The sequence below is a fragment of the Alistipes timonensis JC136 genome, assembly GCF_900107675.1.
Taxonomy (GTDB): Bacteria; Bacteroidota; Bacteroidia; order Bacteroidales; family Rikenellaceae; genus Alistipes; species Alistipes timonensis.
Map to the genome: position 1 here is coordinate 161,069 of NZ_FNRI01000002.1, position 15,337 is coordinate 176,405.

At 59.1% G+C, this 15,337-nt stretch carries 13 protein-coding genes and 1 riboswitch; of the genes, 8 read left to right on the forward strand and 5 right to left on the reverse strand.

Features of this window, described 5'->3' with window-relative positions; all coding sequences use genetic code 11:
• Positions 1-11 precede the first annotated feature (11 nt).
• Both rhaD and BLU78_RS03090 read left to right on the forward strand, forming a co-directional pair.
• Entirely contained in the window at positions 12-815 is an 804-nt protein-coding gene (gene rhaD / locus BLU78_RS03085; RefSeq protein WP_010264067.1) for a rhamnulose-1-phosphate aldolase, read from the forward strand.
• Between the two features lie 7 nt (positions 816-822).
• Positions 823-2,403 (forward strand): glycoside hydrolase, encoded by a 1,581-nt coding sequence (locus tag BLU78_RS03090; protein WP_010264064.1) that lies wholly within the window; start codon positions 823-825, stop codon positions 2,401-2,403.
• Positions 2,404-2,476: 73 nt separating this feature from the next.
• Here the strand turns inward: BLU78_RS03090 and BLU78_RS03095 are convergent, their stop codons facing one another.
• A complete protein-coding gene (locus tag BLU78_RS03095; protein ID WP_010264060.1) occupies positions 2,477-3,235 on the reverse strand; it encodes a DUF4465 domain-containing protein in 759 nt (252 codons plus the stop codon).
• A gap of 178 nt (positions 3,236-3,413) precedes the next feature.
• Positions 3,414-3,613: riboswitch (cobalamin riboswitch) on the reverse strand.
• A 50-nt stretch (positions 3,614-3,663) separates the two neighbouring features.
• On the opposite strand from BLU78_RS03095, the gene fabD reads away from it, so the two are divergent.
• From fabD to BLU78_RS03110, 3 genes are all read left to right on the forward strand, one after another.
• Positions 3,664-4,545 (forward strand): ACP S-malonyltransferase, encoded by an 882-nt coding sequence (fabD, locus tag BLU78_RS03100; protein WP_010264057.1) that lies wholly within the window; start codon positions 3,664-3,666, stop codon positions 4,543-4,545.
• Between the two features lie 161 nt (positions 4,546-4,706).
• On the forward strand, positions 4,707-5,936 hold the full coding sequence (locus BLU78_RS03105) for an ROK family transcriptional regulator (protein ID WP_010264054.1): 1,230 nt from the start codon (positions 4,707-4,709) through the stop codon (positions 5,934-5,936).
• Entirely contained in the window at positions 5,936-6,469 is a 534-nt protein-coding gene (locus BLU78_RS03110; RefSeq protein ID WP_010264052.1) for a GNAT family N-acetyltransferase, read from the forward strand. Before BLU78_RS03105 ends, BLU78_RS03110 begins: the two co-directional genes overlap by 1 nt.
• A gap of 113 nt (positions 6,470-6,582) precedes the next feature.
• Here BLU78_RS03110 and galK read toward each other — a convergent pair whose 3' ends face one another.
• Complete coding sequence (gene galK / locus BLU78_RS03115) at positions 6,583-7,710, reverse strand: galactokinase (RefSeq protein WP_010264047.1); 1,128 nt, start codon at positions 7,708-7,710, stop codon at positions 6,583-6,585.
• A 250-nt stretch (positions 7,711-7,960) separates the two neighbouring features.
• On the opposite strand from galK, the gene BLU78_RS03120 reads away from it, so the two are divergent.
• Positions 7,961-8,725 carry a glycerophosphodiester phosphodiesterase family protein gene (locus tag BLU78_RS03120; protein WP_010264044.1) on the forward strand — a complete coding sequence of 255 codons (765 nt, stop codon included), beginning with the start codon at positions 7,961-7,963 and terminating at the stop codon, positions 8,723-8,725.
• Positions 8,726-8,900: 175 nt separating this feature from the next.
• On the opposite strand, the gene BLU78_RS03125 is transcribed toward BLU78_RS03120, so the two are convergent.
• Positions 8,901-9,695, reverse strand: coding sequence for a DeoR/GlpR family DNA-binding transcription regulator (locus BLU78_RS03125; RefSeq protein ID WP_010264042.1), 795 nt, complete (start codon positions 9,693-9,695; stop codon positions 8,901-8,903).
• A gap of 206 nt (positions 9,696-9,901) precedes the next feature.
• On the opposite strand from BLU78_RS03125, the gene BLU78_RS03130 reads away from it, so the two are divergent.
• Both BLU78_RS03130 and pgtP read left to right on the forward strand, forming a co-directional pair.
• Positions 9,902-11,473: a glycerol-3-phosphate dehydrogenase/oxidase gene (locus BLU78_RS03130; RefSeq protein WP_010264040.1), complete on the forward strand. Its 1,572-nt coding sequence runs from the start codon at positions 9,902-9,904 to the stop codon at positions 11,471-11,473.
• Positions 11,474-11,615: 142 nt separating this feature from the next.
• Positions 11,616-13,004 carry a phosphoglycerate transporter protein PgtP gene (gene pgtP, locus BLU78_RS03135; RefSeq protein ID WP_026020765.1) on the forward strand — a complete coding sequence of 463 codons (1,389 nt, stop codon included), beginning with the start codon at positions 11,616-11,618 and terminating at the stop codon, positions 13,002-13,004.
• 10 nt (positions 13,005-13,014) lie between these two features.
• On the opposite strand, the gene BLU78_RS03140 is transcribed toward pgtP, so the two are convergent.
• A complete protein-coding gene (locus tag BLU78_RS03140) occupies positions 13,015-13,590 on the reverse strand; it encodes a M48 family metallopeptidase (protein ID WP_010264036.1) in 576 nt (191 codons plus the stop codon).
• Positions 13,587-15,314 (reverse strand): DUF4153 domain-containing protein, encoded by a 1,728-nt coding sequence (locus BLU78_RS03145; RefSeq protein ID WP_010264034.1) that lies wholly within the window; start codon positions 15,312-15,314, stop codon positions 13,587-13,589. Before BLU78_RS03145 ends, BLU78_RS03140 begins: the two co-directional genes overlap by 4 nt.
• Positions 15,315-15,337: the final 23 nt, after the last annotated feature.

Below are 15,337 nucleotides of genomic sequence, written 5' to 3' on the forward strand. Positions count from 1 at the left end.
AGATTCACACCATGAAATCGATACTCGAAAATCGTCCCGAACTGGCCCGCCGGGTGGCCGAAGTCGCCGAAGTCGCCGGCTATCTCTGGCAGAAAGGCTGGGCCGAGCGCAACGGCGGCAACATCACGGTCAACGTCACGGCCTATGCCGACGACGCCGTCCGTTCGATGGCCCCGATCAGCGATCCGGTCCCGTTCGGCATGACGCTGCCCCACCTCAAAGGGTGCTATTTCTTCTGCAAAGGCACCAACCGCCGCATGCGCGACCTCGCACGGCGGCCGATGGAGAACGGCTCAGTGATCCGCATCCTCGACGACTGCGCGTCGTACGAGATCATCGCCGACAACCCCGTGAAGCCGACCTCCGAACTGGCTTCGCATCTGGCGATGCACGACCGGATGATCGCCACGGGCAACGGCTACACCGCCGCCGTCCACACCCATCCGATCGATTTGATCGCCATGACCCACAACCCGGCGTTCCTCGCCAAGGACGTGCTCACGAACCTGCTGTGGTCGATGATCCCCGAGACGCGGGCCTTCTGTCCCAAGGGGCTGGGCATCGTGCCTTACAAGATGCCGAGTTCCACCGAGCTGGCCGAGGCCACCATCGAACAGCTCCGGGAATACGACGTGGTGATGTGGGAGAAGCACGGCGTCTGCGCCGTGGGTCCCGACATCATGGAGGCTTTCGACCAGATCGACGTGCTTTCGAAATCGGCGCAGATCTACCTGACAGCCAAGTCGATGGGCTTCGAACCGACGGGCACCACGCAGGAGCAGATGGACGAACTCAAACGCGCCTTCAACCTCTGATACGGATATGAGACAGACGAAACCCATCCGGACGCTCCTGCTGGCCGTGTTGGCGCTTGCCGGATGTTCGGCATCTTCGGCAGAGCCCAAAGGTGACGAACGCCTGCCCGAATCCACCCGTACGCCGGGCTATGAGCGTAACGCAAGCCTCGAAGTGAACGTCGGCCGTTCGACGGGCGTCACGCTCGTCGGACTGGGCGTGGAACTCGACCCGCATTTCCTGTCGCAGAACGTCACCCGCCATGACGGGGCGAAAGCCTCGGACTGGGACGAGATCGTCGTGCCGCGCATCCGCAAAATGGGCATCCAACGCTTCCGCGTGATGCTGCTGCCCCACTGGTGGGAACCCCTCAACGACAACGGAGACCCCGCTATCGCGGCCCTCGACCGCTTCACATTCGAATCGGCCGAGATGCAGTCGCTCTACAAGGTGCTGGACGCCGCTCAGGAAATGAACGCCGACGTGACGCTCGTGCTGTGGGGATGCCCCACCTGGTGCGACCTGCTCGACCCGGCCTATGCCGGAGTGAAACGTCATTTCCTCTGCTCGTCCGAAGGGACGAACTGGGTCGTGGAGCCCGCCGACAGCGAGGAGTTCGCCGAGAGCTTCTCGACCGTGGTCAAACACCTGATCGAACGGCGGGGCTACACCTGCATCAAAGAGCTGACACCTTTCAACGAGCCCGACGGCAACATCATTCCGCTCGAACGCTACATTCCGCTGGCCAAGGTCCTCGACCGGCGCCTGCGCGCGGACGGAATCCGCGACAAGGTGCGCCTCAACCTCTCGGACAACACCGACACGCGGCGTTTCTTCCTCGAGGGATGCGCCCGGGAGTTGTCGCAGGAGGCCGACCTGTTCAACAGCCACACCTACATCTTCGGTTACGACACCCCCAACAGCACGGTCCTCGCATGGGAGGAGGCCAACGTCGCCGCAGCCGCCCAAGCGGGGAAAAACCATTTCGTCGGGGAATTCGGCTCGAACCAGTGCGTCGGCGCCACGCGCCAGACGGATATCGACCGCTACGAACGCGGCGTGCTGATGGCCCGGCTGGTCGTGAACTTCCTTAACGCGGGAGCCGTCGGCACGAGCTACTGGAGCCTCATCGACCAGTATTACGGCCGCAACGAGCCTTATGCCGCGATGCAGCAGCTCGGGATGTGGCGTTACATGCGGGCCGCCTACCGCCAGGACCCCGATCCGGGCGTCTACGACCGGCTGACGGACGATTACCAGCCGCGGCCGCAGTACTATGCCTACTCGCTGCTGACGCGCTTCGTACGCAAAGGCTCGGAGGTTTATCCGCTCGACCTCGGCAACGAGTTTGCAGCCGGAACAGCCGTCCGCAACGCCGACGGCCGCTGGACCTACGTGATCGCCAACGCCACGGGCCAAGACCTGAGTTTCGACCTGAAAAACTCCCTCCGCGGCGGCATGCAGCCCTGCAAAGTCTACACCTACGACGAAAGGCGGCTGCCCGACGGCGACGAGCAGATCGCCCCGTCGCTGCAACTCGAAAACCGCGACGGCACGTTCTGCGTCGGCGTCAGGGCCCACAGCGTCATCGTGCTCACGCAGCTCTGACACCGACCGCTCTGAAAACAAAACCCCGCAAGGAGAACCTTGCGGGGTTTTCGACAACAAACCGTTTCCGGATTTATTTCTCGTAGGTCAGGTTGTCGATGGCAAAATAGTTCGGACACATGGAATCGGTCGTCGACAATGCAAAGGTCAGCGAAGTTACCGTTCCGAGCTTCGACAGGTCGACCGTCTCCCAGCCCGATTTCACCGTTCCCGAAGCCTTATCAACCAGCGTTACGGAAACTTCCCCGGTCTCGATGCCGCCGTTGTAGCCCGTAATGACGGCTTTCACATCGACCAGCGCCGCCGGCGCCGAGCCTTTGAAATAGAGGTAAAGGTAGGTCATGTTGGCCACAGCCACCGATACGGGCTTTACGCCGCCCACGAATTTGACCGTCGGAATGCCTCGGCCCTCAGCCGTGTCAGGCGAATAGAAGAGTGCTGCAAACTGCGCCGAACCATCGGCTCCTCCGTCGGCATAAACGCTCTTGTCATTGGTATAGCCTTCGGTCTTCTTGTCCTTGTGGTTCGAAATTACGATACCGTTCCACACATCGTATGTATGGCCGTAATCCGTATAATAGGTATAAAACTGCGCCTCTTTCTCCGTGTAGATCGGACCGTAGTAGAGGTTCGATTTCATCGGCTGGCCCTGCCAGTCCGTGTCGTCCTGCTCCGTAGCGTGGTCCTTGCCCCAGATAAAGCCGTCAGTGCCCAAAGCGGCCTGTTCGAATCCTATCGTCCGAATCTGCGGTCCATCGTTGTCATCATTGCAGCCGACGAAAGCCAATGCGGCCAATACGAAAAAAAGCGGAGTAGCAAGAAATCTTTTCATGTTTTTGTTTTTTTGGGTTTTGATATGTTCGTAAAATAAAAAATCCGGTCCCGGAACCTCCCGGAATCGAATCTCCTTTTTCGGCTCGGGCCGCCTTCAGGCCGCCGTTCCGTGGCTCCGCCACAAAACCCCACGATGCTCCGTTCTCCGCAGATGCGCTCGAAAAAAAGATTCTCCTCCTGAGGGAGATTGCAAGGCAGGTCTTCTGGCTCGTTCCTGCCGCAACGCCTTCCCGGTCCTGCGACCAGTGGCTTCAGCGTGTTGCGGCAATTCGCGGAACTTACAGCAGCGGGAACTGCTGCCGATTTTCACGGCATTCCCTTTTCATCACACGGGGCCTTGCCCGGCCCTTTGTGAACCATTGCGGCACAAAATTAGAAAATAAATTCGTATCTTTGCCCCCGCAAACGTAAAAAACGCAAAAAATTATGAAACACGCATACGTATTTCCGGGTCAGGGAGCTCAGGCCGTCGGCATGGGCAAGGACCTTTACGACAACGTTCCGGCCGCGAAGGAGCTCTTCGAGAAGGCCAACGAAATCCTCGGGTTCCGCATCACCGACATCATGTTCGCCGGTACGGACGAGGAGCTGAAGCAGACCAAGGTCACCCAGCCCGCCGTATTCCTCCACTCGGTCATCATGGCCAAAGCCCTGGACGTGAAGCCCGATGCCGTCGCCGGACACTCCCTGGGCGAGTTCTCGGCCCTCGTGGTCGCCGGAGCCCTCTCGTTCGAAGACGGACTGAAACTCGTTTCGAAGCGTGCCATGGCCATGCAGGCCGCCTGCGAGGCACAGCCCGGCACGATGGCCGCCATCCTCGGCCTCGAGGACAGCGTGGTCGAGGAGATCTGCGCATCGACCGACGGCGTAGTCGTCGCCGCCAACTACAACTGCCCGGGCCAGCTGGTCATTTCGGGAGCCGTGGAGGCCGTAGACGCCGCCTGTGAGAAAGCCAAGGCCGCCGGCGCCCGCCGCGCCCTGCGCCTGCCCGTGGGCGGTGCGTTCCACTCGCCGCTGATGGAGCCCGCCAGACAGGAGCTCGAAAAGGCCATCGCCGAAGCGCCGTTCCAGACGCCGGTGTGCCCGATCTACCAGAACGTAGACGCCAAGCCCTACACCGATCCCGCTGCCATCAAAGCCAACCTGATCGCCCAGCTGACGGCCCCCGTACGCTGGACTTACATCGTGAAGAACATGCTGGCCGACGGCGTGACGGAGTTCACCGAGCTCGGCCCCGGCAGCGTACTGCAGGGCCTCATCCGCAAGGTGGACGCCAATGCAGTCGTGGAGTCGAAGGCGACGCTGTAAAAAAGATACGCACACTTAAAAAATAACGTACTGAATATCAGTGCGTTATTTTTTTACGCTTCATTCCGGAATAAAATTTATTAAATTTTATTAAAAATTGATTGCATTTATTAAATAAACTCGTTATATTTGCAGAGTTAGTTAAAAATGAGACCGCAAGGATGACATCACTGACCGAATTTTTCAACAAACACGAAGACGATGCCCTGAAGGGCATTTCCCACAAAAACAGCATCATCAAGCGCAACATCATTGCGCACATGGCCGTCAACGGCGAATGCACGCTCTCGGAACTGACCAAAGAGCTGCATATCAGCGTTCCGACAATCACCAAGCTGGTGCAGGAACTCGTCGACGAGAACATCGTCACGGACCTGGGCAAAGTGGAAACCCCGGGCGGACGGCGCCCCAACATCTTCGGACTGGCCAATTCGGCGATCTATTTCGCCGGCGTGAATGTCGGCCGCGACAACATGCGCTTCCTGATCACCGACCTGCAGAACAATATTATCAAAGAGGAGAACGACTTCACGTTCGAACTGTTGGACCGTCCGCAGTGCATCGAGCGTATCTGCACGAACATCGAGAATTTCATCGCCACGTGCGGCATCGACCGCGGGAAAATCCTCGGACTGGGCGTCTGCATGACGGGCCGTGTGAATCCCGACACGGGCCGCAGCTACAAATATTTCACCACGAGCGAACAGTCGTTGCGCGACATGCTCGAAGAGCGTGTCGGTCTCCGCGTGCTGCTGGAGAACGACACCCGCGCCCGGTGCTACGCCGAGTACACCTGCGGCAAGTCGAAGGACGAGAGCAACGTGCTCTATCTCCACATGGGCCGCGGCGTGGCCATCGGCATCGTGGTCGACGGCCAGTTGTACTACGGCAAAAGCGGTTTCGCGGGCGAGTTCGGGCACATTCCGTTCTTCGACAACGAGATCATCTGCTCATGCGGCAAGAAAGGCTGCCTCGAGACCGAGGTTTCGGGTATCGCCATCGAGGACAAGATGTGCCACCTGATCCGAAACGGCGTGAACACCATCCTGCGCGAAAAATACGACCAGCAGAAGACCATCCATATCGACGACATCATCGCTGCGGCGAAGAACGACGACAACCTCTCGATCGAACTGATCGAGGAGGCGGGCGAGAAGGTCGGCAAAGCCGTGGCCTTCCTGATCAACACCTTCAATCCCGAGACGGTCATCGTCGGCGGCAACCTCGCGGCGGCAGGCGACTACATCATGCTGCCGCTGAAGTCGGCGACGAACAAATATTCGCTCAACCTCGTTTACAAGGACACCAAGTTCCGCGTTTCGAAAATGACCGAGAACGCCAATGCCTGGGGCGTAGCGATGCTGATCCGGAACAAGATCATCGGATTGTAATGAACATCGAAGGCCGCACCATCCGTCTGCGGGCCGTGGAGCCGGAGGACGCCGACCTGATGTACGTGTGGGAGAACGACTGCGACATCTGGTCGGTCAGCGGCACGACGGAACCCTTTTCGCACTACCAGATGCGGCGCTTCGTCGAACGGCATCAGGACACCATCGGGGTGCTCTGCGACGGACAGTTGCGGCTGATCGTCGAGACGCTGCTGAGCGCACGGCCGGTCGGGGCGATCGACCTGTTCGAATACGACCCGATCCACCGCCGGGCAGGCGTGGGTATCCTCATCTACGAACAGAGCGACCGGGGACGCGGCTACGCCTCCGACGCCCTGGAAACCCTCTGCCGTTACACGCACGACACGCTGCGCGTCCACCAGTTGTGGTGCAACGTCGGGGCCGACAACGAAGCGAGCCTGCGGTTGTTCCGCAGCGCAGGATTCACCCAGATCGGCGTCAAACGCGACTGGATATGGCGCCCCCACGGCTACAACGACGAGATCATGCTGCAAAAAATCCTGGATTTTTGATTATCGCGGAGCAGATTCCGACCTAACGCAGTCCGGCCCGGACGGGACATACCGAAGTATTTCCCGTTCGGGCCGAACAAGGCAGGGCGGAAGGTGCCCGTGAGAATCGAAAATTACAAGCGGCGCGAACCGTCGGAGATCACCACCTCGTAAACCTTGGGTTCGTGGCCGTACTTGGCGTTGAACTTCTCCTTGGCCGTGGCGATGAAGTTGTCGTAAAGCTCGTCCTTCACCAGGTTGATCGTGCAGCCGCCGAAGCCGCCGCCCATGATGCGCGAACCGCTCACACCGCACTCCTTGGCCACCGTAGCCAGGAAATCCAGCTCTTCGCACGACACTTCGTAGTCTTTCGACATACCCCAGTGGGTCTCGTACATCCGCTCGCCGACAGTCTCGTAATCGCCCTTCTCGAGCGCCTCGCAGACATCCAACACGCGCTTCTCCTCGCCGATCACATAGCGGGCACGCTTGTAGTCCTCCTCCGAGATCTTATCTTTGATGGCATCGAGCTGCTCCATCGTGGCGCCGCGCAGGAACTCCTGTCCCAGCATCTTGGCCACACGCTCGCACGATGCACGGCGGTCGTTGTAGGGCGATCCCACCAACTCGTGTTTCACGCGCGAGTCGAGCAGGACGAGCTTGTAACCCTTCGGGTCGAACGGGAAATAGGCATACTCCAGCGAACGGCAGTCCAGACGGATCAGGTTGCCCTTTTTGCCGAACACCGACGCGAACTGGTCCATGATGCCGCAGTTCACACCGCAGTAGTTGTGCTCGGTGGACTGGCCGATCTTCGCCAGTTCGAACTTGTCGATGCCGCAGTCGTAGAGATCGTTCAGCGCAAATGCGTAGGTCGATTCCAAGGCTGCCGACGACGACATGCCGGCGCCCAGGGGCACGTCGCCCGCGAATACCGTGTCGAAACCGCCGATCTTGCCGCCGCGCTTCTGAATCTCGCGGCAGACGCCGAAGATATAGCATGCCCAGCTCTGGGCGGGTTTGTCGGCTTCGCTGAGACCGAACTCCGAGCTCTCGCCCAAGTCGAGCGCATAGGCGCGCACCTTGTCCGTGCCGTTGAGCCTGATGGCTGCGACGATGCCCTTGTCCACGGCTCCCGGGAAGACGAATCCCCCGTTGTAATCCGTGTGCTCCCCGATCAGGTTGATACGCCCCGGAGAGGCGAACAGAATGGCGCCTTCACCGTACAGTTCCGAGAATTTCTTGCTGACTTTTTCTTTCATGGTTCCTATTTATGAGGTTTTAAGTGATTCGGATTGCACGAAGATAGGAAAAATTCCGCAACCCGCAGTGCACAATCTTTGCAAATACTGCCACAAATCGACCATTTCACGAAAAAATCCACGGGAACGATTGCAATACGATCCGATGAAAACACAGGTTCCGGCCGACTTTCGACTTGCAAATCCGGAAATGTTTCCTAACTTTGTGAAACTTTCATTTCATAAGCCATCAACCAACATTTCAAACGATATGATAAAAAAGGTTATTTTCTCGGCTGCCCTGCTGTTCGCAGGAAGCGCCGTCATCGCCCAACCCAAGGTGATCGCCCACCGCGGCTACTGGACCGCACCCGAATCGGCGCAAAACTCGCTGGCATCGTTCACCAAGGCTGACGCCATCGGTGCCTACGGCTCGGAAATCGACGTCTGGCTCACGGCCGACAACAAACTGATCGTCAACCACGACCGCAAGTACAAGGGCACCGACGTCGACATGGAGAAATCCACGGCCAAGGAGATCACGGCCATCGTGCTGCCCAACGGCGAGAACATCCCCACGTTCGACGCCTACCTCAAACTCGTGGCCTCGAAACCCGACACGCGCCTGATTCTCGAAATGAAATCGCTTTCGGATTACAACCGCGAGGATCTCGCCGCCAAAATGATCGTCAAGGAGCTCAAAAAATACAACGTACTGGACCGGACCGACATCATCGCCTTCTCGATCAACGCCTGCCTGGCATTCAAAAAGCTCCTCCCCGATACCAAAATCTACTACCTCAACGGCGACCTGCCTCCCAAGAGCATCAAAAAACTGGGACTGGCCGGCATCGACTACTCGATGGGCGTGCTGCGCAAGCATCCCCAATGGGTGAAGGAGGCGCACGATCTGGGTCTCGAAGTCAACGTCTGGACCGTGGATTCGGAGGAGGACATGAAGTATTTCATCGGGCTGGGCGTGGACTACATCACCACCGACTACCCCGAGCGGCTGCAAGCCCTGCTGAAAAAGTAGGCGCACGACGGCAACAAAAAAAGAGCGGCAGGATTCTTGCCGCTCTTTTTCAATCACACCGCCTTTTTTTGAAAGCACCGACCAAGCAAGCCAGCAGAAAGAGAGTAATGCCTATTGCAAGCCAGAACATAGTTAGAGACGATTATCGAAGCCGCTCATAATAAAATCGGGAGTCTCAGACATCCACCACCGTCACCTCGATTCCGCGTTCGCGCAGGCGCTCCAGATAGAGGGGCTGCACGCCGCTGTCGGTGATGATGCGGTCCACCGCCTCCAGGTCGCAGATCTTGCTGAATCCGCGGCGCCCGAACTTCGAACTGTCGGCCAGCACCACGACCTTCTGCGCGGCGTTGATCATCGCGCCGTTCAGCGATGCCTCGAGCATGTTGGTCGTCGTCAGCCCGAACTCGGTGTCGATGCCGTCGACACCGACGAACAACTTGCTGCAGTTGAAATTGCGGAGCATCGACTCGGCAAAGGGTCCCACGACCGAAACCGAACTGCTCCGGGTGATGCCGCCCAGCTGGATGACGTCCACATCGGCGTGCTGCGAGAGAATCTGCGTCACGGGAACCGCCGCCGTGATGACCGTCAGGCGGCCTACGGGTTTGATCTCCCGGGCCAGAAAGGCCATCGTCGTGCCCGAAGCGATGATGATCGAATCGTCCTGCGACACGAGGGCCGCGGCGGCTGCACCGATCGCCCGCTTCTCGGCGACGTTCTTCTTCTCTTTCTCGTTGACGTGGCGATCGCTGATATAAGGGCTTATAAGAATGGCGCTGCCATGCGTCCGGTAGAGTTTCTTCTGCTGTTCGAGGTAGGACAGATCCTTGCGGATGGTCACCTCCGAAACCTTAAAAAGTTCGGAGAGTTGCGTCACCGAAATCGAGCCGTTCTGCTGGAGCAGGGCCAGAATCCGGCTATGCCGTTCCGGAAGGCTCAAAAGGGGTTCTTCGCCAGATTTGTTCATGCGCAATTTGAAATTTAAATGTTTCGTTCGACCAAGATACGAAAATTATTCGAAATAGATTCACCCGTCCGGAGAAATTCGCTTTCCGGTAAAAACACTGTTGCAGGGGATATTATTTCAAAATAAAATTGATTTTATTTTGAAATCGCCAAAATCATTTGTAATTTTGTTCCGAAACGAAACATACAAATATTATACATATAAATATGGAAAGAGCGGCACAAATCAAAAAACTGTCCGAAAAGGACAAGATCTGGGACATGGTAGTCGTGGGCGGCGGCGCCACGGGACTGGGCGTAGCGGTAGACGCGGCGACGCGCGGCATGAGCGTAGCCTGTCTGGAAAAGACCGATTTCGCCAAATGTACGTCAAGCCGTTCGACCAAACTGGTGCACGGCGGCGTGCGCTACCTCCAGAAAGGCGACGTGATGCTGGTACTGGAGGCCCTGCGCGAACGCGGCCGCATGAAAGCCAACGCCCCGCACTTGGTAAAAGACCAGGCTTTCGTCATCTCGAACTACCGCTACTGGGACAATTTCCTCTACTTCTGCGGACTGACGTTCTACGACCTGCTCTCGTTCGGGTTCGGTTACGGGCGTTCGAAATACATTTCGGCGAAGAAGGTGATGAAATACATCCCGACCTCGGTCGAGAAGGGACTGAAAGGCGGCGTGGTCTACCACGACGGCCAGTTCGACGACTCGCGCATGGCCATCAACCTCGCGCAGACCTGCGTCGAGAACGGCGGTACGGTCGTCAATCACGCTTCGGTGACGGGCATCCTGCACGACGAGGCGGGCAAGGTCGCCGGCGTGAAATTCGTCGACAACCTCTCGGGTGAGGAGCACACCCTCAAAGCCCGCAGCGTGGTGAACGCCGCCGGCTGCTTCGTCGACGACATCATGCACATGGACAGCCCCGAACACCGCAAAATGGTCACCCCGAGCCAGGGCGTGCACCTCGTGCTGGACATGAAGTTCCTGCAGAGCGATTACGCCATCATGGTCCCCAAGACCTCGGACGGTCGTGTGCTGTTCGCCGTGCCCTGGCACGACAAGGTCGTGGTCGGCACCACCGACATCGTGCGCCCCACCCCCGAGGAGGAGCCGCGTCCGCTGAAGGAGGAGATCGATTTCATCCTCGGCACCGCGGGGCTCTACATGAACCCGGCGCCCACCTATAAGGATATCCTCTCGGTATTCGCGGGCCAGCGTCCGCTGGCGGCGCCCAAGAAGGAAGGCAAGAACACGAAGGAGATTTCGCGCAGCCACAAGGTCATCACCTCGGACAACGGACTGGTGACGATCACGGGCGGCAAATGGACCTCCTACCGCCTGATGGCCGAGGACACGGTGGACAAGGCGATCGAAGTGTGCGGACTTCCCAAACGCAAGTGCGTCACCAAGAAGTTCCGCATCCACGGCTACCGCAAGAATCCCGACCTCACGGACCACATGTACGTCTACGGATCGGACGAACCGAAGATTCTCCAGCTGATCGAGAAAGAGCCCGCACTGGGCGAAAAACTCTCGGAGAAATTCGGCTACACGCTGGCCGAGGTGGTCTGGGCCGTGCGCGAAGAGATGGCCATTACGCTCGAGGACGTGCTGGCGCGCCGCGTACGCCTGCTGTTCGTCGACGCCCGCGAGGCTATCGCCGCAGCCCCGAAGGCCGCTGCGATCATGGCCCGTGAACTGGGCCGCGATCAGGCATGGATCGACGAACAGGTGAAAAGTTTCACCGATCTGGCAAAAAATTATATCTTTGAGCAAAAATAAATCAGTTTGAACCGTCGAAATCCGATCATACCCCGAAGCCCCGTCCCGAACAAGGAGGGGCTTTCGGGGATAAATCCGGAACCGCTGCGGCGGAACAGGCGGAACAAGCCCCAAATCAACCTAAAAACCATCAACCTGTCCTATGTGGAAACTACTACAACCTCCTGCGTATAAACCGGAAATGGAAGCCGACAAAGTGGATGCGAAATACAAGCGCATGCGCCTGCAGGTATTCCTCGGCATCTTCATCGGATACGCCGGATTCTACATCGTCCGGAAGAATTTCTCGATGGCGATTCCCGAACTCACGCTCCTGGGCTTCGACCAGAGCGAACTGAGCATCGTCCTCTCGATGAACGCCGTGGCCTACGCCCTGTCCAAATTCCTGATGGGAAGCGTTTCGGACCGCAGCAACGCCCGCGTGTTCCTGCCGCTGGGACTGGTCCTGGCCGCCGTGTCGATGATGTTCATGATCGTCCCGGTCACGCTGCTCGGCCCCGAGCGCAAGCAACTGGCCATCGTCCTCATGGCGGTCCTGAACTTTCTGGTCGGCTGGTTCAACGGCATGGGCTGGCCTCCGTGCGGCCGCGTCATGACCCACTGGTTCTCGATCAACGAACGCGGCACGAAGATGTCGATCTGGAACTGCGCCCACAATGTAGGCGGCGCGCTGGTGGGCCCGATGGCCGTTTACGGCGCCATCTGGTTCGGCTCGTGGTTCTACGGAAGCCATACGGAATTTTACTTTCTGATCGGCACCTACCTCTTCCCGGCGGTCGTGGCCATCTTCATCGCCATCCTGGCCTACGTGCTCATCCGCGACACCCCGCAATCGTGCAGCCTGCCCTCGGTGGAGAAGTGGCGCAACGATTTCCCGAAGAATTACAGCGCCAAGCAGGAAGAGGTGCTCACGACGCGTGAGATTTTCTTCAAATACGTTCTGAACAACAAACTGCTGTGGTTCATCGCCATCGCCAACGCCTTCGTCTACATGGTGCGCTACGGATGCCTCGACTGGGCCCCGACCTACCTGCGCGACGCACAGGGCTATGATATCAAACAGGCCGGCTGGGCCTATTTCGCTTACGAGTTCGCCGCCATTCCCGGCACGCTGATCTGCGGCTGGCTCTCGGACAAGGTCTTCCACGGACGCCGCGCCATTCCGACCATTCTCTTCATGGCGATCGTCGCGGTGTTCATCTTCCTTTACTGGCAGTTCTCGTCCAACTACTTCATCGTCACCATGTCGCTGATCGCCATCGGGTTCTTCATCTACGGCCCCGTGATGCTCATCGGCGTGCAGGCGCTCGACCTGGCCCCGAAGAACGCCGCCGGAACGGCTGCCGGACTGACCGGATTTTTCGGTTATTTCCTCGGTACGGCCATCCTGGCCAACATCGTGATCGGCTCGGTGGCCGACAAAGCCGGCTGGGACTGGACGTTCATCCTGCTCATCGGAGCCTGCGCCCTCTCAATCGTCTTTATGGCGTTCACGTACAAGGGGGAAAAGGAGGTACTCGGACAGCGGTAACCCCGGAAAGTCAACGAATCGTAAAAGCCCTTAACTCCCTGTTAAGGGCTTTTTCGTTGCCCCCGACCAGCCGGTCGACCAGGGCGTGAAACCGCGGCGAATGGTTGTGATGAACCGTGTGGCAAAGTTCATGGATAATGACGTAATCGCGCAAATGCTCCGGCAGGGTCATCAGGAAAAGGCTCAGCGAGATATGGTTGCGGCCCGAGCAGCTCCCCCACTTCGTACGCGAGGCGCGAATCGTAAGTTTTTCGTATTTCAGCCCCGTCGCCTCCGACAACCGCGCAATGCGGCCCGGCAGGTCGGCCCTGGCGGCCCGGCGCAGCTCCTCGACATGGGCTTTCTGTTCGGCGGGCGACAGCTGCGGAGGCAGCGCGGCGCGTTTTCGGGCCAGCCGTTCGCGGGCGGCTTCGATCCATTCCGCTTTTTCGTCGAGAAATGCCAGGGCCCGCTTCTGCGACACCCCGCGGGGAAACGACAGCCGCACGAGGCCCGTGGCACGCACGCTGATCGAAACGCGGCGCGCCCGTATCGACTGCGAAAGCGTCACCTCCCCCAACCGGGGATGCACCCAGACCGAGGTCATCGCATCCAGACGGAATGAATCAACACGTAGGTAAGCCGGGGCACCGAATCTCCGCGTTCGATGTTCAGCCGTTCGAAAACGATCCGGCAGCGCTCGCTGCGGTAATCCAACAACTGCAACACCTGTTCCTCGGTCGGAGCGGCATCCTCGGCAGGCACGAATCCGCTCTTTTCCAACTGAGTCTCGAGCAGTTCCGCCCCCGGGATTACCGCCATCGGCACCTTTTCGCCCAGCCAAAGGCGCAGCGTATCGTTGTCGTAGCGGTAAATGTCGTCGTTCCAACTGTGCAGGTTCGTGTAATAGCGGGAATAGCCCGCGACAGCCTCGAACACGGCGTTTCCGGGCAGCATGACATTAATGTCCCGGTTAACGGTCGCAGCCGTTTCGTACACATACCCCCACCTCACGTAACTGCGCATCGCTTCGGGGAAAATCGCGGCCAGACCGTCGAGGTCCTTCTTCAGCCCGAACCGCGCGAAAGCCGCGCTGTCGCGGCGGATGTAGTCGAGCGACTCGTAGAGTTGCCGGTACTCCTCCCTGCGGACGGTGTCGGCCAGCGGAATCGGCGTCAGCAGCAGCCGTCCGTCTTTGCCGAGGCGTCCGAGCCGTTCCGCCACCCGCTCCGCACGCTGCAACTGCGACTGCACGGCGACACGCTCCGGTTCGAAGCAGGGAACGTAGGCCAACAGGGCGAAACTCACCCATGCCGCAAGGCACACCCACAGGTAACGGCCCGCGCGCCGCGACAGGAACAGCAGCACGCAGAAGGTCATCAGGCCGCCGCACACCAAGAGATAGACGCGCGGTTCGGTCAGCCCGTATTCGTTCGTGCGGCGCAACACGCCGATCCAGAACAGCACCAGCATCGGCAGCGACACGAGGCTGAACCGGTCGAAAAACCAGTTGTAAATCCGCTTTCCGAGCAACTGGTCCACCGCCTTCACGGCCAGCGCCGTTATCGTGAACCCGAAAACCAGGTAGGCCACGCCGCCCTCGGGCAGCGACCACGTGAAGAGGATCTTGGCCATGTAGAGGTAGAGGATCGCGGTGTAGATCAGCAGCGCCGGGGTCACGATGTAGTTCAGCAGCACCTCGAGGATGCGGTTGCCGCGCAGTTCGGCTCCCTGCCAGCGGTCGGCCATCATCAGGAACAGCACCGGCACGACCAGCGTCTCGACGATGACGACGGCCCAAACCGCAACATGCTCGATCCATTTGCCCTCGAGGCCGAAGATATAGGTCGTCGAATAGAGTATCGCATAGAAGAGCCCCAGCGCGACGTTGGCGAACAGCAGAGCGAGCAGCCCCGACCGCAGCCAGACGAGCGCGCCGTTGACAAACCGGTCGTTGCGTACGGCCCGCAGGCTCAGCAACAGCAGCAGCGGCGCCAGGATGCCGAGCGATATCCGGTAAGACGCGCCTTCGATCCAGTCTCCGAGCCCGATCCAGAGCGTCAGCGGCACGATCGGCGCCCACACGACCCAGTAAACTTTCCGCCACGGACCACGGCCCGCCAGGTTGTTGACGGCAAGCGCCAGTGCGAAGAACAGCGGCACGAGAGCGAGTTTCTTAAACAGGTCACCCTCGCTCCAGTCGAGTTCGTAAGTCAGCAGGCACCAGACGCAGGCGTAGAGCGCAAGGAGCGTTTCGATCGGATACGACCGCGCGACCCGCACGGCCCCGTCGCGGAGCCATTGCAGGCAGTATTCGAGTTTGGCTTTCATCGAATTATGATTTTGATTGTCGG